Origin of the sequence: uncultured Sphingomonas sp., assembly GCF_964250165.1 — a bacterium.
Lineage (GTDB): Bacteria > Pseudomonadota > Alphaproteobacteria > Sphingomonadales > Sphingomonadaceae > Sphingomonas.
The window spans coordinates 53970-75648 of record NZ_CAXUEK010000004.1; the positions used below are offsets into that span (position 1 = coordinate 53970).

Sequence of the window (21679 nt, forward strand, 5' to 3'; positions counted from 1 at the left end):
GCCCCGATCCTCCCCGTGCCGGGGAGGAGTTCAAGAAGCCACCGCCGGCGCGACCAGCGCGAAGCGGGGGATCTCGACGTCGAACGCCCGGCCATCCTCGCCGACCATGCGATAGCTGCCCTGCATAGCCCCGGTCGGCGTCGCCAGCGGGCAGCCCGAGACATAGTCGTAGCTCGCGCCCGGCTCGATCAGCGGCTGCTCGCCGACCACGCCCTCGCCCTCCACCGAATGGCGCGCGCCGCGCCCGTCGGTGATGACCCAGCGGCGGGTGAGCAGCTGCACCGCCTCCGCGCCCTCGTTCTCGATGCGGATGTGGTAGGCCCAGAACCAGCGGCCGCGGCGCGGCTCCGATTGCTCGGGTAGGTAGCTGACCGACACGCGCACGGTAACGCCGCCGGTGGTCGCGGCGTGCGGAAACAGCGCCTTCATCATCGCCGTCGCGCTCACAGCCCGACCGCCCGCAGCGCCTGGTCCAGATCGTCGATCAGGTCGAGCGGGTCCTCCAGGCCGACGTTGAGCCGCAGCAATCCCTCGGTGACGCCCATGTCCAGCCGCTTGTCCTCGGCGACGCCGGAATGGGTGGTGGAAGCGGGATGACACATCAGCGAGCGCGAATCGCCGATGTTGTTGGAGATGTCGATCAGCTGCAGCGCGTCGAGCAGCCCGTGCGCCTGCGTGCGATCCGCGACCTCGAACGCGAAGATCGGGCCGGCGGCGGCCATCTGGCGCATCGCCAGCGCGTGCTGCGGGTGGCTGGCGAGCCCCGGATGCAGCATCCGCGGCACCCGGCCCTCCAGGAACCGGCCGACCGCCAGCGCGCTCTCCGACTGGCGGCGGATGCGCAGGTCCAGCGTCTCCAATCCCTTCAGCACCACCCACGCGTTGAACGGCGACAGCGTCGGCCCGGTATTGCGGGTGAACGGCAGCAGCGTGTTGTCGATGAAATCCTGCGTCCCGCACACCGCGCCGGCGAGTACGCGCCCCTGCCCGTCCATCATCTTGGTGGCGGAATAGGCGACCACGTCCGCGCCCCATTCCAGCGGCCGCTGCAGGGCCGGCGTCGCGAAGGCGTTGTCGACCACGGTCGTGATCCCGCGGTCGCGCGCGATCCCGCACACGGCGGCCAGGTCGACCACGTCCAGCGTCGGGTTGGCGGGCGTCTCGAAGAAGAAGACCCTGGTCTCTGGCCGACACGCGTCGACGAACGCCTGCGGGTCGCGCGCGTCGACCACCGTGGTGGCGATGCCGAACCGCGGCAGGAGCGTGTCGGTCAGCCAGCGGCACGAGCCGAACGCGGCGCGCCCGCCCACCATGTGATCGCCGGCGGACAGCTGGCAGAGCAGCGCCGCGGTCATCGCCGCCATGCCGGACGCGGTGGCGCGGCACGCCTCCGCTCCCTCCAGCAAGGCGATGCGCTGCTCCAGCATCTCGACGGTGGGGTTCTGGAGACGGGAATAGGTCATCCCGACCTGCTCGCCGGCAAAGCGCGCCGCGGCATCGCCCGCCCGATCGTAGGAATAGCCCGACGTCAGGAACAGCGCCTCGGACGTCTCGCCCCATTCGGAGCGCGCGGTGCCGCCGCGCACGGCGCGGGTGGCCGGCCGCCAGCCGTCGGTGATCGCGCGATCCTGCCCGGTGAAACGCTTCATGGGCGCGCGCTTTGCCGGTTCGGCGGAAGGGCTGCAACCTTTCCTCGTCATCCCGGGCTCGACTCCTGGGGTTAGGGGTTGTCAGCGCCCGGCCGAACGAGAACAGGAACGATCGTGTCCCTTTTTCGCCGTCCGCTGCCCGCCGCGTTGCTGCTCGGCCTGGCGGCGCAGCTGCTCTTCTCCTGGCGGCTCACCACCCCGCACAAGCTGGTGTTCGACGAAATCCACTACGTCCCCGCCGCGCGCATCCTGTGGGGGCTGGAGCGGCCGTGGAACACCGAGCACCCGCTACTCGGCAAGGCGCTGATCGGGCTCGGCATGAGGATGTTCGGTGACGACGCGCTGGGCTGGCGCGCGCTCTCGACGCTCGCGGGCACGGCGACGGTGCTGGCGCTGTTCGCGTGCGCCTGGCTGCTGTTCGGGCGGCTGCGCACGGCCGTGCTGACGGCGCTGTTCGCGATCTTCAACATCACGCTGTTCGTGCAGGCGCGGATCGCGATGCTGGACGGATTCCTCGCGGCCTTCGTCGTCGCCGCGCTCGCGACGATGCTGTGGGCGATGCGGGGCCGGGGCGGCGTGGTCCGGCGACGCTGGCTCGCTGGCAGCGTGCTGCTGGGCCTCGCCGCCGGCGTGAAGTGGCTCGCCGTCCCCTATATCGCGCTCGCCGCGGCGGGATTCGTGCTGGCGAAGCGGCGCGCGCCGTGGCGCTGGCCGGGACTGGGACCGGTGCGCGCGCTTCTGACGCTCGGGCTGGCGAGCGCGGCGGCGTATCTCCTCACCTTCCTGCCCGCCTTCTTCTACGCCGAGCAGCCGCTGACGCTCGCCACCCTGCTGCCGTTCCAGCTCCAGATGCTGAGCGAACAGCGACAGGTGCTGCCGCCGCACACCTATCAGTCGTCCTGGTGGAGCTGGCCGCTGCTGATCCGCCCGATCTGGTATCTGTACGAGCCGGCCGACGGCGCGATGCGCGGCATCCTGATGATCGGCAACCCGGCGGTGATGTGGGGCGGCCTCCTCGCGGTCGCCGCCTGCCTGTGGGCGTGGCGGCGCGAGCAGTCCGCGGCGCTGGGCGGGGTGGCGGCGCTGTGGCTCGCCGGCTGGGGCATGTGGGCGCTGATCCCCAAGAGCCTCGGCTTCTATTACTATTATTACCTACCCAGCCTGTGGCTGCCGCTCGCCCTCGCCGCCGCGTTCGACCGCTATGGCCGCGGGCGGCTGCGCTACTGGGACGAGGCGGCGGTGGCGCTGACGGGCGGGCTGTTCCTCTATTTCTACCCGATCGTCTCCGCCCGGCCGCTCTGGGGGCCGCCCGCCTTCCGACACTGGATGTGGTTCAGCACCTGGCCGTGATGATCTGATCCTCCCCGGGACGGGGAGGATCAGATCAGAGCGCCGCCAGCACCGCATCGCCCATCGCCTGCGTCGAGCAGGTCCCGCCCAGATCGGCGGTGCGCGCGCCGCCGGCGATCGCGGCGGCCACCGCCGCCTCGATCCGGTCCGCCGGTTCGGGCAGCCGCAGCGAATGGCGCAGCAGCATCGCCGCCGACAGGATCGCCGCGCACGGGTTCGCCTTGCCCTGCCCGGCGATGTCGGGCGCGGAGCCGTGGATCGGCTCGAACAGCCCCTTGCCGTCCTCGTCGAGCGCGGCGGAGGGGAGCATGCCGATCGAGCCGGCGCACATCGAGGCCTGGTCCGACAGGATGTCCCCGAAGAGGTTGCCGCAGACGATGACGTCGAACTGGCCGGGATCGCGCACCAGCTGCATCGCGGCATTGTCGACGTACATGTGGGTGAGTTGCACGCCGGGGAAGTCGCGGCGCACCTCGTTGACCACCTCGCGCCACACCGCCGAGGTCTCCAGCACATTGGCCTTGTCGACCGACAGCAGCTGCCCGCGCCGCCCCGCCGCCGCCGCGAAGGCGATGCGGGCGATGCGGGCGATCTCCGCCTCGTCATATTGCATGACGTCGCGGCCATAGCGCAGGCCGTCAGGCGTGCGGCCGCGGCTGTGCTCGCCGAAATAGATGTCGCCGGTCAGCTCGCGCACGATCAGCAGGTCAATCGCGCGCGCGATGTCGGGCTTGAGCGCGCTGGCGTCCTCCAGCCCGGGAAACAGGCGGACGGGGCGCAGGTTGGCGAACAGTTTCAGCCGCTTGCGCAGGCCCAGGATCGCCTGTTCGGGGCGCAGCTCGCGCTCCAGCCCGTCATATTCGGGCGCCCCCACCGCGCCGAACAGCACGGCATCGGCCCGCTGCGCGAGCGCGAGCGTCTCGGGCGGCAGCGGATGCGCGGCGGCGAGATAGGCCGCGCCGCCGGCAGGCGCGTGCGCGAAGGTCAGATCGAGGTCGAGCGCGTCGAGCACCCGCACCGCCTCGGCGGTCACCTCGGGGCCGATGCCGTCGCCGGGCAGGACTGCGATCAGGGCCAAACGCTCACTCCCATTGCGACCGCGGCCATGACGGCGCGCACGCCCTCACGCAACCGCGCGTTGCAGCCGCTCGACCAGCCGCGCGCGGGCGGCGAGCGGTTCGGCGCGACGGTCGTGAAGCAGGTCACGCGCGAGGAAATGGCCGGTCAGTGCCAGGCCGGCGAGGATGTCGGTCCAGTCCGCCGGACCGCCCACGCGCGCGAAGCGCGGCAGTGCCAGCAGCCGGTCCTCATAGCCCGCCGCCGCTCCCCGGCTCACCGCACCGCCGCTCCGCGGGCTGACGAAGGCGAGGTCGTCCGTCGCGCCGGTCGCGACGCACCGCTCCAGGTCGAGGCCGAAGCCGAGCTCGGCGAGCAGCAGCAGCTCGTAGCGCACCAGCGCCGCCGCCCAGCCCCGCGCCGCGGGCGCCGCCTCCAGCGCGTCGAGCATCCCGGCAAGCCCGTCGTGCAGCCGCGGATAGGGCTGCGCCTCCGGCAGCGCCGCCGCGGTCAGCGCCGTCACCCAGTCGAGCGCGGCGGCGGGGAGCGGCTCGCGGTGCAGCGGCGCCCGGCTATGGACCAGCTCGACGGTCAGCGCCGCCAGCTGCTCGCCGGTGCGCGCGCGCCATTCGCCCTGCACGAGGTTGCCCGCCTGCAGCGCCGGCCGCAGCCGCCCCGAATGCCCGCCCCGCACATAGCCGGGCTGCACGCCGTCATCGCGCGTGAAGGCGCGGACGACCGCGCCATGCTCGCCATGGCCGCGGACCGCGAGGACGATGGCGTCGGCGCGCAGGTGCATGCGCGCGTCCTAGCACTATCGGCCGAGCCGACGCAGCCTCGGCACCCGCCGCTTTGCCCATGCGACCATGGCGTCGAAACCGCGCATAGCGGCGAGCAGCGCGCGGTTCGCCGCCGTCGGCCCGAGCAGCAGCAGATCGACACACTCCACGCCGCCCGTCGCCAGCTGCCGCTTGTGCCGCCCGTCGCCCTCGGTGAAGTCGAACCGGTCCCAGCGACCCTCGCCGAACAGGTCCGCGAGCGCCGTCGCGAGCAGCACCGTTCCGGGGCTCCGGCTAGCCGCAACCGGATCATGCCCGACATGGTCGTAACGCAGCGTCGCGCCGTCCGCGGTGCAGCAGAGATATGCGATCGGCGCACCGTCGAGGACCAGCAGCCAGGCGCGCACCCGGTCCGCGGCCGCGAGCGCGAGCAGCGGCGCCGGATCGGCGGGCAGGCCGGCGTCGAGCAGCCGCTCCTGATAGGTCCGCGCCGATACCGCCCGGGCGAGCGGGTGGAAGGCGGCGATCTCCGCGGGCGTGGCATAGCGCCGCACTTCAGCGCCGGTTGCGCGCAGCCGCTGATCCTTGCGCCGGAGCCGGCGGCGAAGATCGGCCGACAGCGCGGCGCGCCACGCCGCCTCACCCGCCGCGAGGTCGATCCAGTGACGCGCGTAACGCTGGCGAATGTGGACGAGGCGGCCCGCCGGCGGAAGATCGGCGAGTGCGGCGACCGGCAGCGAGGTGACGAGCAGGCCCTCCGCCTGTTCCACCGCGCCGAGCGCCGGGACGCGACCGGCAAGCGCGTCGTCGAGCGACAGCGCGACGCGGACCAGCCGGCGGCGGACCGCCAACAGCGTGCGCGCGCCGATCTGGAAGCGGAGGGCGACCTCTTCGCTCCTCCCCGGGACGGCGAGGGGGAATGCGCGAGCTTGCTCGCGTGGTGGAGGGGGCCCCGATCCAGGCTGACCGCTCGCAACGCAGCCCCCTCCACCAGCGGGCTGCGCCCGGTGGTCCCCCTCCCCGTCCCGGGGAGGAACGAGAGGAACAGTCACGCCGCTCTCTCCTCCACCCAGTTGGACCAGAGCTGCTCCGCCTGGCGCCAGCGGGTGCGCAGGCGGGCGGGGCCGAGCGGGGCGTCGGCGCGGTCGAGCGGCAGGTCGGGCCCGTCGCGGAACCACGTCGTCGGCAGCATGTCGCGCCGACGGTCGAGCAGATCGCACAGCGCGTGGAAACGGCGGACATGCACCGCGTTGGCGCGCGTGCCGGCGCGGTTGGCGAGTTCGAAGCTGTGGCTGACGATCGTCACCGCCGCATGATCGGCGGCGGCGGCGTGGTCCAGCGCATCGGCCGCCTCGCTCGCCGAAAGCGCGCAGGGCTGGAACGTGCGCAGCCGCCCGGGGCGATCCTCGATCACCGTCACCGGCACCTCGACCACGCCCGCCCGCGCGACCGGCGCGATCTGGCGCGCGGGCAGCCCGATCCGGCTGGCCCCGGCCTCCGCGCCGTTGTGGCTGCTGTCATAGCGGATGCCGAGCCCCGCCAGCGCCGGCAGCGTCGCGTCGTCCGCTGCATAGCTGCCGGCGCGGAAGGCGACCGGGGGCGGCGCGCCCGCGGCCGCCAGCAGCTCGGCCGCGCCCGCGATCAGGTCGCGCTGCGCCGCCTCGTGGAACTCCCACAGCTGGAAGCGGCCCTGCGCCCCAGCCTCACCGGCCCGTGCGCCCGCCCATTGCGGGTGAAGATGCAGCTGCACCTCCTGCCCCGCCGCCAGCACCTGCTCGACGACGCGGCTGACGGGCGCGAGACCGTAGACCAGCGCCGGCATCGGATCGACGAACACGCACGCCTTGAGCCCGTGCCGCGCCAGCGTCGCGAGCTGATAGGCGAGGCCGACCGCGGCGCCGTCGAACGACCGCCGCTCGATCTCCGCGAGCGGCAGCCCCGCCCGATGGTGGCGCCACGCGATCTCGGCGTCGATCGTCAGGAAGACGCGGGTCATCGCGCCAGCCATAGCTCGGCGGAGTGAACAATCCTCAAACCCGACGCGGGGTTGCTACGGCGCGATGCCGAACGGCTTATAGTTTGTCGCGATCCGGGGCGCCATGAAGATCGCGGCGTCCAGGTCACGCCGGGCATCCGCCGCCTTGTTCTGGTGACTGTAGATGATGCCGCGCAGATAGAGGCTGCCCGCCTGATCGGGGTTCTGCTCCAGCGCCGCGCCGAGATCGGCCAGCGCATCGTCGAACCGGTTCAGCCGGAAATAGACCAATGCGCGGCTGTCGAGCGCCGCGCCGGTCGCGTCGCTCAGCTCGATCGCCTTGGTGCAGTCCTTCAGCGCGGTGTCGAGCTGGATCGCCAGCTGCGCCTTGAGCCAGCAGCGCTCGTTCAGCAGTGAAGGGTCGCCCGGCTTGAGCGCCACGGCTTGGTCCACCGCGGCCAGCGCCGCGTCCCGGTCGCCGGCCAGCGCCAGCAGGCTCGCCTTGCGCGAGACCATCGCGGCCTTGGCCGTGCCGCCGGCGTCGATCTGCTCCTGCACCAGCGCCAGCGCCTGATCCTTCTGGCCGTGGGCGATGAGATAGCGGCCGAGCTGGTCGAGATCGTCGGGCGATGCCGGCTCGAGCCTGTGCGCCGCCTCCAGGTCGACGAACGCTTTGGCGTCCAGGCCGGCGATCTGCTCCGCCGTCGCACGGCTGAGATACCGGTCCGCCGTGGGCGCCAGCGCCACCGCCCTGTCGAGATCGGGCAGCGCCGCCTTCCAGTCATAGATGCCGCTCAGGAAATTGGCGCGGTTTACATAAGCGTCGACATTGTCCGGATCGGCGGAGATCGCGTCGGCATAAGCAGCCAGGATCGTCTTCAGCGCTCCCGTCGCTCTCGCATCCTGCACGAGCCGCCAGCGCGGTGGTAGGTCGGCCGGTGCGATCAGCGTCAGCAGCCGCGATTTGGCGAGCGCTACCTTGGCGCGCATCGCCGCCACGTCGCCGGGGGCGATCTCCGCACCGGTCGCGCTGACCTGGTCGACGGCTTCCACCGCGCCGCCCGCTTGCGTGACGGTGCGGCGGATGGTGGTTGCGCCCAGCGGCGCGGGGACGGTGCTGTCGCCGTCCAGCGTGTACGCCTTGAGATCGCCGGGCAGCTCGACCCGCATGCGCGCCGTCATCGCCGCGGGTCCACCGGTGCTGACCGGCAGCGCCTGTCAGGCGGCACGCGAGCGGTCGGGATCGAATTCGAGCTTGCCCACCGTGCGGTCAAGCGGCAGCCGCCAGCGACCGTCGAGCCGGGTCCACAAGGTTGTGACCGTGCTCGTCGCGTCCACCGTCGCCACGGCCTCGACGGGATCATAAGCGAGCGTGTAGCCGGTAATCACCGCGTCGCCGCCGATGATGTCCGAGACCATCTTCTGGACCGCCTGGTCCTTCTGGTCCTTGCTGCCCTGCGTCTTGGCCATGCCCAACAGCGCCGCCGCCGCGCCGCGCACCGTCACCTTCAGGTGCGCGACGGCCGGCAGCAGCACGCCGGCGCGCTGATCGAGGTCGATCGCAACCTCCGCCTGCGGCCGCGCCGGCGGCTGCGTCGGCACGCGCAGCAGTTCGGCGCCGGTGGCGCGCAGCGGCAGCACCCAGCGCAGCGGCGGCACGTCCCCGATGTCGGGAAAGCGCGTCCCCGCGCCGGTGTCGTCGAGCCAGTAATCCTTGCCCGTGATCGTGGCGTGGACCAGCACGTGATTGAAGGCCGCCGCGCTCGGCAGCCGCTCGGGCACCGCATCGCCCAGATCGGCGCTGGCCAGCACCGCCTCTGCCGGCACGCCCAGCTCGTGCAGCAGCGCCAGCAGCAGCACCGTCTTGGCCTTGCAGTCGCCGTAGCGCAGCGTCCAGGTCTGCTCGGCGGGCTGGGGCACGTAATTGCCCTTGTCGAGGCCATTGAAGAGGTAGCGGACCTTGCTCTGCACCAGCTCCAGCGCGGCGTCCGCGCGCTTGAGCGGATCGCTCTGCGCCGCCGCGATCGCCGCCGCCTCGTGCGCAAGCGCGCCGCCGGGCGTGATCGCGCGGTCGACGGCGTAATAGGGCGCCATTACCTTGGACACTGCCGCCCAGTCGGCGAAGCTGGCCGCCTCGACGATCGGCAGTTTGCGAAAGCGCAGCGGCGTGTCGGCGGGCAATTCGGCGGGCTTGGGCAGCACCCCGGTGAGCACCAGCTCGCGCTCGCCGCCGACGCTCGTCAGCTGCGGCGCAGTACCTTCGGCCGATACTTTCCACCTGATCGGCGCGGCGGCGGGCCAGAGCAGCCGGGTGCGCGCGAAGCCGACGCGCGCTGGCGCGGCCGGCGCCTGGAGCACGTCCTGGACGCCGCCGCCGAGCGCATCCTCCTTGCGCGTCACCGTGACGACGGTGTGCAGCACGTCGCCGACCTGCAACCCCTCGACGGCCAGCGTCGCGGTGAGCTGCCCGTCGATCGCCATCCGCTCCAGCTGCTGCTCGCGGCGGATGACGGTGAACTGCCTGCCGCCCGCCAGCGCGTCGATGTGCTGGCCGCCGCGGAGGATCTCGACCTTGTGGACCAGCAGGTCTCCCTTGGCCGGGCTCCATTCGATCGTGATCGTGCCCGCCTGCTGCACCACCTCCGGCGACGCCATGCGCGTCGCCACATCACGATAGGACCAGACCGTCCCCTCGGCGAGCCGGTCCTGCTGGTCGAGCGTCAGGAACAGCGGCGCGTCCTCGCCGAGCTTGGTCGGGTCGATTGCCGGCGCGGGCGTCACCCAGGCGGGCGCCGGTTGGTAGAGCGGCTTGTCCGAGGCCTGTACCGCTCCCGCCGCCGCGCCGAGCAGCAGCCCTCCGATCACCCCCGACTTTCGCATCACGACCCCTTGTGATTGACGCCGCCTTGTCCCCGCGGCGCGTGCAGGCAAAACATGGATCGGCGTGAAGAAGGCGTCAACGCGCAAGCGGAAGGCTGCACCGCTAGCGCGAGCCAACGCCGCTACTTCGCGTGATAGAAGTCGTACACCTGCTGCGCCACCGCCGCCGACACGCCCGGCGCGCGCTGGAGGTCCGCCAGGCTGGCGTTGCGCACGGCGCGGGCGGTGCCGAAGTGCATCAGCAGCGCCTTCTTGCGCGCCGGGCCGATGCCGGGCACCTCGTCCAGCGGCGACGCGCCGATCGCGCGGGCGCGCTTGTCGCGATGGGCGCCGATTGCGAAGCGGTGGACCTCGTCGCGCAGCCGTTGGAGGTAGAACAGCACCGGCGCGTTGGGCGGCAGCGTGATCTCGCGCCCGTCGAGCAGGTGGAACACCTCGCGCCCCTCGCGGCCATGGTGCGGCCCCTTGGCGACGCCGACCAGGCAGACATCCTCGATGCCGAGATCCTCCAGCACGGCCTTCGCGGCATTCAGCTGGCCGCGCCCGCCGTCGAGCAGCACGAGATCGGGCCAGGTGCCCGCATCGCGGTCGGGCGCCTCCTCCAGCTGGCGCGCGAAGCGGCGGGTCAGCACCTCGCGCATCATCGCGAAGTCGTCCCCCGGGGCGGTGTCCTTGTTGCGGATGTTGAACTTGCGATACTGGCCCTTGCGGAAACCTTCCGGCCCCGCGACCACCATCGCGCCGAGCGCATGGGTGCCCTGGATGTGGCTGTTATCGTAGACCTCGATGCGGTCGGGCGGCTCGGGCAGCTCGAACAGCTCGGCGACCTCGCGCAGCAGCTTCGCCTGCGTCGTGCTCTCGGCGAGCCGGCGTTCCAGCGCCTCGACGGCGTTGCGCTTGGCCTGGTCGAGCAGCCGCCGCCGCGTGCCGCGCTGCGGTGTGCCGAGCGCCACCTTGCGCCCCGCCTGGGTCGCCAGCGCCTCGGCGAGCAGCGCCTGGTCGGGCAGCGCGCGATCGATGAAGACGGTGCGCGCGGGCGGCACCTCCTCGTAGAACTGGGTCAGGAAAGCGGCGAGCACCTCGTCGTCGGGCACATCCGCGACATGGCCGGGGAAGAAGCTGCGATGCCCCCAATTCTGGCCGCCGCGGATGAAGAAGGCCTCGATCCCGACGACGCCGTTCTTGCTCGCCAGCGCGAAGATATCGGCGTCGCCCACCCCCTCGGCGTTGATGAACTGCGTGCCCTGGATGAAGGTCAGCGCGCGCAGCCGATCGCGCAGCACCGCGGCGAGCTCGAAGTCCATCGCGCCGGCGGCGGTCTCCATCTGCGCGCCCAGCTTCGCCTGCACGTCGGTCGCCTTGCCCGCCAGGAACTTCTTGGCGTCGCCCACCAGCTCGGCATAGCCGCCGGCGTCGATGCGGCCGACGCACGGCGCCGAGCAGCGCTTGATCTGGTAGAGCAGGCACGGCCGGTCGCGCGTCTTGAAGAAGCCGTCGGTGCAGGAGCGCAGCAGGAACAGCTTCTGGAGCGCGTTCAGCGTGTTGTTGACGCTGCCGGCGCTGGCGAACGGGCCGTAATAATCGCCCTTCATGCGCCGCGCGCCGCGATGCTTCTGGATGCGCGGGAAATCCTGGTCGCCGCGCAGCAGGATGAAGGGGAAGCTTTTGTCGTCGCGCAGCAGGACGTTGTAGGGCGGCCGGTAGCGCTTGATCAGTTGCGCCTCCAGCAGCAGCGCCTCGGCCTCGTTGTTGGTGGTGACGATGGTCATCGAGCGCGTCTGCGAGACCATGCGCTGGAGCCGCTTGGGCAGGTTCCTGATCTGCGTGTAGTTGGTGACGCGGCTCTTCAGCGCGCGCGCCTTGCCGACATAGAGCACGTCGCCCTTGGCGTCGTGCATCCGGTAGACGCCGGGCGCGGGCGGCAGCGTCTTCAGCACGTTGCGGATGGCCGCGACCCCGGCGTCGAGGTCCGGCGTGTCGGTGCCGCGGACGGTGAAGGTCGCCTGCTCCTCATGGAAGCGGTGCGCCTCGCGCGGGGTATCGGGTCGTCCGGCGAAGGTGCGCGACATGGCTCGCCATTTAGGCGCGCCGGACTCGCCCGGCTAGAGTCGCGCGCGGCCGATCCCGGGCAGCAGCATGCCCGTGGTGCGGCGGTAGCGGCGGTACTCGTCGCCGAACAGGCCGATCAGGTCGCGTTCCTCGTGCCCGATCGCGACGGCGCCGTGTCAGCGACGCGCCCGCCAGTGAAAAAAGGAGTAGATCATGGGCGGCAGCGCCGCGATGACGATCGCCGCGATCACCAGCGCCTGGCGCGTCGGGGCCGCCAGCGGCAGCACGCCGGCCGCGACCATCAGCAGCCCGCCGGCGATGAAGGTCCACGCGCCCAGCCGGTGCGTGGCCACCCAATTGTCCTCGTCCAGGATCGCCCAGGGCGTGCGGATACCGACGAAGAAGCCGGGGCGCGACTTGGGCAGCATGTTGCCGATCGCGATCAGGAGCACGCCGCCCGCCGCCAGCACCAGCGTCGCCGGCGGACGCAGGCCGAAGGCGGGGCCGGCGATCATCGCTTCGGTCACCGCCATCATGCCGAGCAGCCCCGCCCAGGCGGTGACAAGCAGCGCGCGGCTGCGCTCCAGCCGCTCCTGCAGCGGCTCCAGGCGCGGCAGCGCGACGAACAGCGCCGACAGGCCGAGCGTCAGCAGCACGGGCAGGAACAGCGCGGTCGCGGCATCGGCGAAACCGTCCGCCTCGCCGGCGGCGTTCCAATGCGTCGGCAGCTGCGCACCGGCCGGATAACGCTGCAGCGCGACCAGCGCCACCAGTGCGAGTCCCGCGCAGACCGCCCCCGCGGCCCAGGTCATGTGGCGATAGGTCATGCGTCCTCCCTGCCCTCGCCCGCCCCGAGCCGGCCCATGAAGGCGAGCATCACGCTCTCCAGCGCCGACAGGTTGAGCGTATAGATGGTGGTCGTGCCGCGGCTCTCGCCCTGGATCAGGCCGGCGGCCTTCAGCTTGGCGAAATGCCCGGACATGGTCGGCTTCGACACATCGAACGCGTCGGCGAGCGCCCCCGCCGACATCCCGCCGCCTTTCAGCAGCTCCAGGATGCGGCGGCGCGTCGGATGCGCCAGGGCGTCGAAGACCGAGTCCATGACGTATGTTTAGGGCGAGCACTAATTAGCGTCAAGGCAAACTACCTACGCGTCAGACGGCACCGACGCCTCGCTCGCCGGCCACCGACCCGCTGCCGCTATAGTCATCATCGTCACCCCGGCCTTGAACCGGGCCGGGTGACGGGAGCAGCTGAAGGAAGTGGCAAGGGATGCCCGGCATGGCCGGCCGTCCGGGGTGCTCTCAGTTCGGACGGCCGAGACCCGCAATGGTGCGATCTACCAGCGCCTTGTCCGCATCGCCGCCATGACCGGCGGCGATCAGGTCCGCGGCGGCCCTGGCCGCGGCGGCGGCGGCATGGGCACGGACGTCCGCGAGCGCGCCGCGCTCGGCGGCCGCGATCTTGTCTTCCGCCATCTTGCCGCGACGCTGGATCAGCTCCGCGGTATCGGCCTCCGCCTTGGCGAGCAGTTGCTTCGCCTCTGCTTCGGCATGGGCGACGATCGCCTCTGCATCGCCTGCGCTGGCGGCATGGCGCGCCTTGGCTTCGGCGAGCAGACGCTCGGCTTCGGCGCGGATCGCCGTCGCCTCGTCGAGCTGGCGGCGCGTGTCGGCGATGCGCTCGTCCAGCACGTCCGTGATGCGCTTGGGCGCCTTGGCGACGAAGATGGCGAGCAGGATGAAGATCGTCAGGCCCGCATAAACCCAGAACTCCGGGTTGCGCGGGCTGAACGCCGATTCCTCGGGCGGCGGCGTGCCGGGGACGACGGTGGCGGCGACGGGATCGCGGCTCGTGGCGGTGCTCATGTCAGACCAGCGCCGCCTGTGCGGCACGACTCGTCGCGTCGCCGGCAGGGCGCGCGCCGGTCAACCGCTCGACGATATCCGCCGCGATCTCGGCGACGACGCCCTCGATCTCGCCCAATGCGCGACCGCGCGCCGCGGCGAGCGAGGCCTGCGCTTCTGCGGTCCGGGCGGCGAGTTCGGCATCGCTGGCGTGCAGCTTGCCTTCCAGCGCGGCGGCCGCGGCGGCATGCGCCTCCAGCACGCGGGTGCGGGCCCGATCGTGCGCGGCGGCGACGCCGGCGTCATAGTCGGCGCCGATCCGATCGGCCTCGGTCTTGGCGGTCTCGGCCGCCTTCACGTCGCCGGCCACCTGATCCTCACGCCGGGTCACCACCCGCCCCAACCGCGGCAGGGTCAGGCGGACCACGCCGAAGTACAGGATCGCGAAAAAGACCGCGAGCCAGATGAACTGCGGCCAGAAGACCTTGGCAAAATCGAACTGAGGCACGCCTGTTCCGATCGGCTAGGCTGGACCGCTCAGCGGAACGCGAGGACGAATGCGATGACGGCGGCGATCAGGCCGAGCGCCTCGGTCACCGCGAAGCCGAAGATCACGCGACCGCCGAGCTTGGCATCCGCTTCCGGGTTGCGCGCGACGCCGTTCAGATACTGGCCGAAGATGTTGCCCACGCCGATCGCCGCGAAACCCGCGCCCATCGCCGCGAGGCCGGCGCCGATCTTAGCCGCTGTTGCCACGTCCATGTCGAAATCCTTCTGGTTGATAGTCTTAGTGGAGGTTGATCGCGTCGTTGAGGTACAAGGACGCGAGCAGAGCGAAGACATAGGCCTGCACGACCGCGATCAGCAGCTCCAGCGCGCAGAGCGCGACGCTGACCGCCAGCGGCACGACGCCGAGCACATAGGGCAACGCGCCGATCGAGCCGAGCGCGATCACGAAGGTGCCGAACACCTGCAGCAGCACGTGCCCCGCCGTCATGTTCGCGAACAGCCGGATCGCCAGCGTGAACGGCCGGCTGAGGAAGCTGAGCACCTCGATCACGAAGACGAAGGCGCCGATCACGATGCCGGTGTCCTTGGGCCAGAACAGCGTGAGGAAGTGCAGCCCGTGCCGCCAGAAGCCGACGATGCACACCGTCAGGAACACGAGAACCGCCAGCCCGAAGGTGATGGTGACATGGCTGGTCGGCGTGAACGCGCCCACCCAGGGCATCAGTCCGAGCAGGTTGCAGGCGAGCACGAAGATGAAGAGGGCGAAGATCAGCGGCGCGAAGCGACGCCCTTCCGGTCCGACATTGTCGTCCAGCATCTTGCGGACGAAGTCGTAGACATATTCTACCGCCGCCTGCCGCCGCGTCGGCACCAGCTGGGGGCTCGCCGTGCCGACGAACAGGAACGCGGCGACCGCGGCGAGCGCGACCGCCATCCACAAGGCGGAGTTGGTGAAGGAGGCGTCGTAGGCGCCGAACCGCAGCGGGTGCAGCACCTTGATCGCGAACTGATCCATCGGGCCGGCCATCGTCGGTCCTTACTTGCTGGTGTCGGCGTCGAACTGCGCCGCGGTCTTCTGGGCGCGATACACCGCGGTGATGAAGCCGAGGATGAGCAGCACGATCATGCCCCAGGGCAGCGTGCCGGCGAAGCGATCGATCAGCCAGCCGAGCAGCGTGCAGACCAGGATCGTGCCGACGAACTCGATGCCGATCGCCCAGCCGCGGCTCTCCGCCCGCCCCTGGGCGTTGGTGATCGGCCGGTCGATCTTCGCCTTCGCGTCGGCGATGCGGCGATCGAGGTCGTCGGTCTGGCGGTCGTCGGCCAAGGCGGTGCGCTACCCGTAAAAAGAAACGCCGCCACGGCGCGGAGACGCGGCGACGGGAGCGAGGGCGCGCCCCCGCGGTCACCGGCCGTTTAGGAACCGTTCACGTCCGAGTCAACCGATCCGCCCCTCCCCTTCCCGTCGCGCTTTCCGGGGATTAGGTTCTGCAGGTGGCGGACAGCGACCCTCTTCCCGATGCGCACGGCCACCGCGCGCGGCTGCGGCGGCGACTGGCGACCGGCGGTGGCGACGCGCTGCTCGATCATGAGCTGATCGAGTATCTCCTCGCGCTCGCCATCCCGCGCCGCGACACCAAGCCGCTCGCCTATGCCCTGCTGCGCGAGTTCGGCGGCATCGGCGGCGTGCTCACCGCCGATCACGCCGCGCTCGCCCGCATCGACGGCATGGGCGAGACCAGCATCGCCGCGCTCAAGATCGCGCAGGCCGCCGCCGTCCGGCTGGCCAAGACGGGCGCGGCGGAGCGGCCGGTGCTGGCGAACTGGCAGGCGCTGCTCGACTATCTCCACGCCGACATGGCGCATCACGTCGTCGAGCGGTTCCGGGTGCTCCATCTCGACACGCGCAACTACCTGATCCGCGACGAGGTGATGAGCGAGGGCACGATCGATCAGACCGCGGTCTATGTGCGCCAGGTGGTGAAGCGGGCGCTGGACCTGGGCGCAGCGGCGGTGATCCTGGTCCACAACCATCCCTCGGGCGATCCCTCGCCGAGCCGCGCCGACATCGACATCACCCGCGCCATCGCCGCCGCGGGCAAGCCGCTGGGGATCGCGGTCCACGATCATCTCGTCATCGGCGCCAAGGGCCATGCGAGCCTGCGCGCGCAGGGATTGATCTAAAGCGCAGCACGGTCTGTGCGCCGGGATTTGGCGCACCATCGAGCGAGCCCGTCGGATCATCATCCCCGCGCCGGCGGGGATCCATTCGGGCTATCGGCGCGAAGGGCTCAAGCCGATCAGGCTATGGATCCCCGCCTGCGGGGGATGACGGCGTGCCTCTGCAGGTAATGACGGCGTCGACCCGGCCGGGATAGCGTCATGCTCGGAACGGCGAGTGTGCAGCAGTCTTTCCCTACGACCGGCTCTGCGTCAGGAAATCCGTCAGCTCCGCCGCGGTGACGCCCGCGTTGCGGTCGCGATCGGCCTGCGCGAACGCCTTGTCAGCCCAGGCGCGGTCTGCGCGGGCAGTGGCGCGGGGATGCGGGTCGCGCCTGGTCCGAAGCTGCACCATCCATGTATCGAACTCGGTGCGGGACAGCTTGCCGTCGCCATCAAGGTCGTGGCTGGGGAACTCTGTCTCGACGGCGGCAGCGACGACGGCAGTCCTCTGGGACGCAGCGACAGGCGACACGCTTGCGGCAATCAGCGCAAGGAACATGAACGGGGCTCCGGGATGAACTCGGCGCGCCAACGGGCTGTACCGGCGCGGGTTTCGCTCTGCTCGGCCAGCCGGGGCAAAGCGAGGCCTGGGCGAGGCGATTAAACGCAAGCCGCCCGTTCCGCCCCCTCTCACGAGAGGGCGGGTGGGCTGACTTTAGAAGACGAGGATCGTCTCGACCGCCAGCACGATGGTCGCGACCGCCAGCACGGTGCCGGTCAGCGTTTCCATGACGCGCATTGTTGGTCTCCTGGCCGGCTGGATCGCCGGACCGGACCTAATTGGGCTTTGTTGCTCGCATGCGCAATATTGTTGCGCGCAGTTGCGATTGCGTCCGGCGCAATCGTCGCGGATCAAGCCGTCCCGAACACGCGCGCGAAGATCGTGTCGACATGCTGCAGGTGGTGATCCAGATCGAACTTCTCCTCGATCTCCGTCGGCGAGAGCGCCGCCGCCACGTTCTGGTCGGCCTTCAGCAGCTCGACCAGCGACAGTGCGCCGTCCGACTCCCACACCCGCATCGCGTTGCGCTGGACCAGCGCGTAGGCGTCCTCGCGGCTCACCCCCGCCTGGGTCAGCGCCAGCAGCACGCGCTGCGAATGGACGAGGCCGCCCATCCGGTCGAGATTGCGCTGCATCCGCTCCGGGTAGACCAGCAGCTTGTCCATCACCCCCGCCAGCCGGGCGAGCGCGAAATCGAGCGTGATCGTCGCGTCCGGCGCGATGTAACGCTCGACCGACGAATGGCTGATGTCACGCTCGTGCCACAGCGCGACATTCTCCAGCGCCGGCGTGACATAGCCGCGCACCATGCGCGCGAGGCCGGTCAGATTCTCGGTCAGCACCGGGTTGCGCTTGTGCGGCATCGCCGACGAGCCCTTCTGGCCGGGGCTGAAATATTCCTCCGCCTCCAGCACCTCGGTGCGCTGGAGATGGCGCACCTCGGTCGCCACCCGCTCCACCGAGCCGGCGATCACGCCCAGCGTCGCGAAGAACATCGCGTGCCGGTCGCGCGGGATGACCTGGGTGGAGACGGGCTCGATGCTCAGCCCCAGCCTGGCCGCGACATGCGCCTCCACCGCCGGATCGATATTGGCGAAGGTGCCGACTGCGCCCGAGATGGCGCAGGTCGCGATGTCGGCGCGCGCCGCCTGCAGCCGGGTCTTGGCGCGCTGGAACTCGGCATGGGCATAGGCGAGCTTGAGCCCGAAGGTGACCGGCTCGGCATGGATGCCGTGGCTGCGCCCGATCGTCGGCGTCAGCCGGTGCTCGCGCGCGCGCCGCTCCAGCACCGCGAGCAGCTGGTCGAGGTCGTCGAGCAGCAGATCCGCCGCCCGGCTCAGCTGCACCGCGAGCGTGGTGTCGAGCACGTCCGACGAGGTCATGCCCTGATGCATGAACCGCGCCCAATCCTCCCCCGAATGGGCCGCGACCTGCTCGGCGACCCAGGTCAGGAACGCGATCACGTCATGCCTGGTCACCGCCTCGATGGCGTCGATCGCGGCGACGTCGATCGCCGGGTTCGTGTCCCACCACCGCCACAGCGCCGCCGCGGCCTCCTTGGGCACGACGCCGAGCTCGGCCAGCGCATCGGTCGCATGCGCCTCGATTTCGAACCAGATGCGGTAGCGCGCCTCGGGCGTCCACAGCGCGGCCATGGCGGGGCGGGAGTAGCGGGGGATCATGCGGGACTCCGATCGACATCGCCGGCTAGCAGACCGTGCCACCGGCACAAAGCGAGCCCAAAGCGGCACGGCCGGTGATAGAAGCCCAATCAAGCTCTAAGCTGCGAGCTATGGCACGAGAGTTGACCTCACGACGTCGAAGCTCAGCAGCAATGATCCCGGCCAGCCTGACGCGTCTCGGAAGCAGCGAGGCCGCCGCGGCTCGCGGCCTTCTACCCCGCCACCGCCTTTTTCAGCTTCGCAAAAAACCCCTGGCTCGCCGGGCACTCGTCCCCCGTTTCCGTCTCGCGGAACATCTCCAGCAGCTCGCGCTGGCGGGTCGAGAGGCGCGTCGGCGTCTCGACCTCGATCTGCACCACCAGGTCGCCCGCGCCGCGGCCCTGCAGCACCGGCATCCCCGCGCCACGCTGGCGGAGCTGCTTGCCGGACTGGATGCCGGCCGGGATGCGGACCTCGTGGGTCGCGCCGTCCAGCCCCGGGATATGCAGCGCGCCGCCCAGCGCCGCGGTGGTGAAGCTCACCGGCGCGCGGGCGAACAGCGTCGTGCCCTCGCGCTCGAAGAGCGCGTGGCGCTTGACGTGGAGGAAGACGTAGAGGTCGCCCGGCGGGGCGCCGCGCGCGCCCGCCTCCCCCTGATTGCCGAGGCGGATGCGCGTGCCTTCGTCGACGCCGGGCGGCACGTTGACCTCCAGCGTCTTGGTGCGCTCGACACGGCCCTCCCCGCGGCAGTCGGGGCACGGATCCGCGATCATCTCGCCCGACCCCTGGCAGACCGGGCAGGCGCGCTCGACCACGAAGAAGCCCTGCTGCGCGCGCACCTTGCCGTGGCCGCCGCAATGCTGGCAGGTCTTGGCCGACGTGCCCGGCCGCGCGCCGGAGCCGTGGCAGGTGTCGCACGCCGCCGAGACGTCGACGGTGATCTCGCGCGCGAGGCCGTGGAACGCGTCCTCCAGCGTGATCTCCATGTCGTAGCGCAGGTCGGCGCCGCGCCGCGACGGCTGGCGACCGCCCCGGCCGCCGCCCATGAACTCGCCGAACACGCTTTCGAAGATGTCGGAGAAGGCGCCGAAGTCCTGCGCCCCGCCCCCGCCGCCGCCGCCGTTCTGAAACGCGGCATGGCCGAAGCGATCATAGGCCGCGCGCTTCTGCGGGTCCTTCAGCACCTCATAAGCTTCGCTGACGGCCTTGAACTTGGCTTCCGAATCGAGGCAGCCGGCATTCTTATCCGGGTGGTATTTCATCGCGAGCTTGCGATAGGCGGACTTCAGCGTCGCGGCGTCGGCCGTGCGCTCGCATTCCAGCAGCTCGTAATAGTCGATGGTGGTCGTCATGCCCCGCCCCGTCGCTCAGCCCCCCACCCGTCATCCCCGCGCAGGCGGGGAACCAGAAGCGCCGACACCGGCGACGCTGGGTTCCCCGCCTGCGCGGGAATGACGGACGGGGCGCATCTCGCTTACGCTATTTCGTCTCGTCGACTTCCGAGAACTCGGCGTCGACCACGTCCTCCCTGGCCGGCTCGCCATCGCCGCCGGCCTGCGGCGACGCCTCGGCCTGCGCCTGCTTCTCGTAGATCGCCTGGCCGAGCTTCATCGCGACCTGCGCCAGCGCCTGGCTCTTCTCGGTCATCTGATCGGCGTCGCCGGACTCCACCGCCTGCTTGGCGGCGTCGATCGCAGACTGGATCTCCGTCTTGAGGCCGTCGTCGACCTTGTCGCCATTGTCGGCCAGCTGCCGCTCGGTGGTGTGGATCAGGCTTTCGGCATTGTTCTTCGCCTCGGCCGCGCCGCGCCGCTTCTTGTCCTCGTCGGCGAACCGCTCGGCGTCCTTGACCATCTGGTCGATGTCGTTGTCGCTGAGCCCGCCCGAGGCCTGGATGCGGATCTGCTGCTCCTTGCCGGTGCCCTTGTCCTTGGCCGAGACGTTGACGATGCCGTTGGCGTCGATGTCGAACGTGACCTCGATCTGCGGCACGCCGCGCGGCGCCGGCGGGATGCCGACCAGGTCGAACTGGCCGAGCAGCTTGTTGTCCGCCGCCATCTCGCGCTCGCCCTGGAAGACGCGGATGGTGACCGCGTTCTGATTGTCGTCGGCGGTCGAATAGGTCTGCGACTTCTTGGTCGGGATCGTCGTGTTGCGGTCGATCATGCGGGTGAACACGCCGCCCAGCGTCTCGATGCCGAGCGACAGCGGCGTCACGTCGAGCAGCAGCACGTCCTTGACGTCGCCCTGCAGCACGCCCGCCTGGATCGCCGCGCCCATCGCCACCACCTCGTCGGGGTTGACGCCGGTGTGCGGGTCCTTGCCGAAGAAGCTCTTCACCGCCTCGCGCACCTTGGGCATGCGGGTCATGCCGCCGACCAGCACCACCTCGGCGATGTCGCCCGCCTTGATCTGCGCGTCGGCGAGCGCCTTCTTCATCGGCTCGATCGTGCGCTGGATCAGATCGTCGACCAGGCGCTCCAGGTCGGCGCGGCTGATCGTCTTGACCAGGTGCTTCGGGCCGTTCTGGTCGGCGGTGATGAAGGGCAGGTTGACCTCGGTCGACGCGGCGCTCGACAGCTCGATCTTCGCCTTCTCGGCGGCTTCCTTCAGCCGCTGCAGCGCCAGCTTGTCCTTGGTGAGGTCGATGCCCTCATCCTTCTGGAAGCCTTGCGCTAGATAATCGACCAGCTTGTTGTCGAAATCCTCGCCGCCCAGGAAGGTGTCGCCGTTGGTCGCCTTGACCTCGAACACGCCGTCGCCGATCTCCAGGATCGAGACGTCGAAGGTGCCGCCACCCAGATCATAGACCGCGATCGTCTTGCCGTCCTGCTTCTCCAGGCCGTAGGCGAGCGCCGCGGCGGTCGGCTCGTTGATGATGCGCAGCACTTCCAGTCCCGCAATCTGGCCGGCGTCCTTGGTCGCCTGGCGCTGCGCGTCGTTGAAGTAAGCCGGCACGGTGATGACCGCCTGGGTGACGGTCTCGCCCAAATGCGCCTCGGCGGTCTCCTTCATCTTCTGGAGCGTGAAGGCGCTGATCTGCGACGGCGAATAATCCTTGCCGCCCGCGTTGACCCACGCGTCGCCATTGCCGCCGCGCACGATCTTGTACGGGACGAGCTGGGTGTCCTTCTTGGTGACGGGGTCGTCGAAGCGGCGGCCGATCAGGCGCTTCACCGCGAAGATCGTGTTGTCGCC

General features: G+C 70.6%; 23 protein-coding genes. 2 read left to right on the top strand and 21 right to left on the bottom strand.

Translation table 11 applies throughout. The features are described 5' to 3' along the window. Positions 1-30: 30 nt before the first annotated feature. Positions 31-429: a Co2+/Mg2+ efflux protein ApaG gene (gene apaG, locus ACFE64_RS01560; protein ID WP_375390712.1), complete on the bottom strand. Its 399-nt coding sequence runs from the start codon at positions 427-429 to the stop codon at positions 31-33. A gap of 14 nt (positions 430-443) precedes the next feature. Beyond that, a complete protein-coding gene (locus tag ACFE64_RS01565; RefSeq protein ID WP_375390689.1) occupies positions 444-1649 on the bottom strand; it encodes a trans-sulfuration enzyme family protein in 1206 nt (401 codons plus the stop codon). Between the two features lie 114 nt (positions 1650-1763). Between ACFE64_RS01565 and ACFE64_RS01570 the strand changes: the two genes are divergently transcribed. Continuing rightward, positions 1764-2999: a phospholipid carrier-dependent glycosyltransferase gene (locus tag ACFE64_RS01570; protein WP_375390690.1), complete on the top strand. Its 1236-nt coding sequence runs from the start codon at positions 1764-1766 to the stop codon at positions 2997-2999. Between the two features lie 34 nt (positions 3000-3033). Here the strand turns inward: ACFE64_RS01570 and leuB are convergent, their stop codons facing one another. The 14 genes from leuB to ACFE64_RS01640 all read right to left on the bottom strand — a co-directional run bounded on the left by leuB (position 3034) and on the right by ACFE64_RS01640 (position 15422). Then, complete coding sequence (leuB, locus tag ACFE64_RS01575; protein WP_375390691.1) at positions 3034-4077, bottom strand: 3-isopropylmalate dehydrogenase; 1044 nt, start codon at positions 4075-4077, stop codon at positions 3034-3036. A 45-nt stretch (positions 4078-4122) separates the two neighbouring features. Next, positions 4123-4854, bottom strand: coding sequence for a DNA repair protein RecO (recO, locus tag ACFE64_RS01580; protein ID WP_375390692.1), 732 nt, complete (start codon positions 4852-4854; stop codon positions 4123-4125). A 15-nt stretch (positions 4855-4869) separates the two neighbouring features. Continuing rightward, complete coding sequence (locus tag ACFE64_RS01585) at positions 4870-5685, bottom strand: GNAT family N-acetyltransferase (protein ID WP_375390693.1); 816 nt, start codon at positions 5683-5685, stop codon at positions 4870-4872. A 197-nt stretch (positions 5686-5882) separates the two neighbouring features. Then, the gene (locus ACFE64_RS01590) at positions 5883-6830 is read right to left on the bottom strand and encodes a polysaccharide deacetylase (RefSeq protein ID WP_375390694.1); all 948 of its coding nucleotides are present in this window, start codon (positions 6828-6830) and stop codon (positions 5883-5885) included. A gap of 54 nt (positions 6831-6884) precedes the next feature. Then, a complete protein-coding gene (locus ACFE64_RS01595; RefSeq protein ID WP_375390695.1) occupies positions 6885-7991 on the bottom strand; it encodes a tetratricopeptide repeat protein in 1107 nt (368 codons plus the stop codon). A 36-nt stretch (positions 7992-8027) separates the two neighbouring features. Next, positions 8028-9689 carry a DUF3857 domain-containing protein gene (locus ACFE64_RS01600; protein WP_375390713.1) on the bottom strand — a complete coding sequence of 554 codons (1662 nt, stop codon included), beginning with the start codon at positions 9687-9689 and terminating at the stop codon, positions 8028-8030. A gap of 122 nt (positions 9690-9811) precedes the next feature. Further along, the gene (gene uvrC, locus ACFE64_RS01605; RefSeq protein WP_375390696.1) at positions 9812-11758 is read right to left on the bottom strand and encodes an excinuclease ABC subunit UvrC; all 1947 of its coding nucleotides are present in this window, start codon (positions 11756-11758) and stop codon (positions 9812-9814) included. Between the two features lie 156 nt (positions 11759-11914). Beyond that, positions 11915-12565, bottom strand: coding sequence for an SdpI family protein (locus tag ACFE64_RS01610; RefSeq protein ID WP_375390697.1), 651 nt, complete (start codon positions 12563-12565; stop codon positions 11915-11917). After that, complete coding sequence (locus ACFE64_RS01615) at positions 12562-12840, bottom strand: metalloregulator ArsR/SmtB family transcription factor (RefSeq protein ID WP_375390698.1); 279 nt, start codon at positions 12838-12840, stop codon at positions 12562-12564. Before ACFE64_RS01615 ends, ACFE64_RS01610 begins: the two co-directional genes overlap by 4 nt. Before the next feature lie 202 nt (positions 12841-13042). After that, a complete protein-coding gene (locus tag ACFE64_RS01620; protein ID WP_375390699.1) occupies positions 13043-13606 on the bottom strand; it encodes a hypothetical protein in 564 nt (187 codons plus the stop codon). A gap of 1 nt (position 13607) precedes the next feature. Next, complete coding sequence (locus tag ACFE64_RS01625) at positions 13608-14093, bottom strand: hypothetical protein (protein ID WP_375390700.1); 486 nt, start codon at positions 14091-14093, stop codon at positions 13608-13610. A gap of 29 nt (positions 14094-14122) precedes the next feature. Further along, complete coding sequence (locus ACFE64_RS01630) at positions 14123-14347, bottom strand: F0F1 ATP synthase subunit C (protein WP_375390701.1); 225 nt, start codon at positions 14345-14347, stop codon at positions 14123-14125. Between the two features lie 25 nt (positions 14348-14372). Then, entirely contained in the window at positions 14373-15122 is a 750-nt protein-coding gene (locus ACFE64_RS01635) for a F0F1 ATP synthase subunit A (RefSeq protein WP_375390702.1), read from the bottom strand. 9 nt (positions 15123-15131) lie between these two features. Continuing rightward, positions 15132-15422, bottom strand: a complete 291-nt coding sequence (locus tag ACFE64_RS01640; RefSeq protein ID WP_375390703.1) for an AtpZ/AtpI family protein — start codon at positions 15420-15422, stop codon at positions 15132-15134. A 167-nt stretch (positions 15423-15589) separates the two neighbouring features. Between ACFE64_RS01640 and radC the strand changes: the two genes are divergently transcribed. Then, a complete protein-coding gene (radC, locus tag ACFE64_RS01645) occupies positions 15590-16279 on the top strand; it encodes a DNA repair protein RadC (protein WP_375390704.1) in 690 nt (229 codons plus the stop codon). A 232-nt stretch (positions 16280-16511) separates the two neighbouring features. Here radC and ACFE64_RS01650 read toward each other — a convergent pair whose 3' ends face one another. From ACFE64_RS01650 to dnaK, 5 genes are all read right to left on the bottom strand, one after another. Beyond that, on the bottom strand, positions 16512-16817 hold the full coding sequence (locus ACFE64_RS01650; protein ID WP_375390705.1) for a hypothetical protein: 306 nt from the start codon (positions 16815-16817) through the stop codon (positions 16512-16514). A 156-nt stretch (positions 16818-16973) separates the two neighbouring features. Further along, positions 16974-17174: a hypothetical protein gene (locus tag ACFE64_RS01655; RefSeq protein WP_375390706.1), complete on the bottom strand. Its 201-nt coding sequence runs from the start codon at positions 17172-17174 to the stop codon at positions 16974-16976. Further along, positions 17171-18502, bottom strand: a complete 1332-nt coding sequence (gene purB / locus ACFE64_RS01660) for an adenylosuccinate lyase (protein ID WP_375390707.1) — start codon at positions 18500-18502, stop codon at positions 17171-17173. The genes ACFE64_RS01655 and purB overlap by 4 nt, the downstream gene beginning before the upstream one ends. Positions 18503-18714: 212 nt before the next feature. Next, a complete protein-coding gene (gene dnaJ, locus ACFE64_RS01665) occupies positions 18715-19833 on the bottom strand; it encodes a molecular chaperone DnaJ (RefSeq protein WP_375390708.1) in 1119 nt (372 codons plus the stop codon). A 127-nt stretch (positions 19834-19960) separates the two neighbouring features. Next, positions 19961-21679, bottom strand: a 1719-nt coding sequence (dnaK, locus tag ACFE64_RS01670) for a molecular chaperone DnaK (protein WP_375390709.1), incomplete at its 5' end; no start/stop codon positions are given.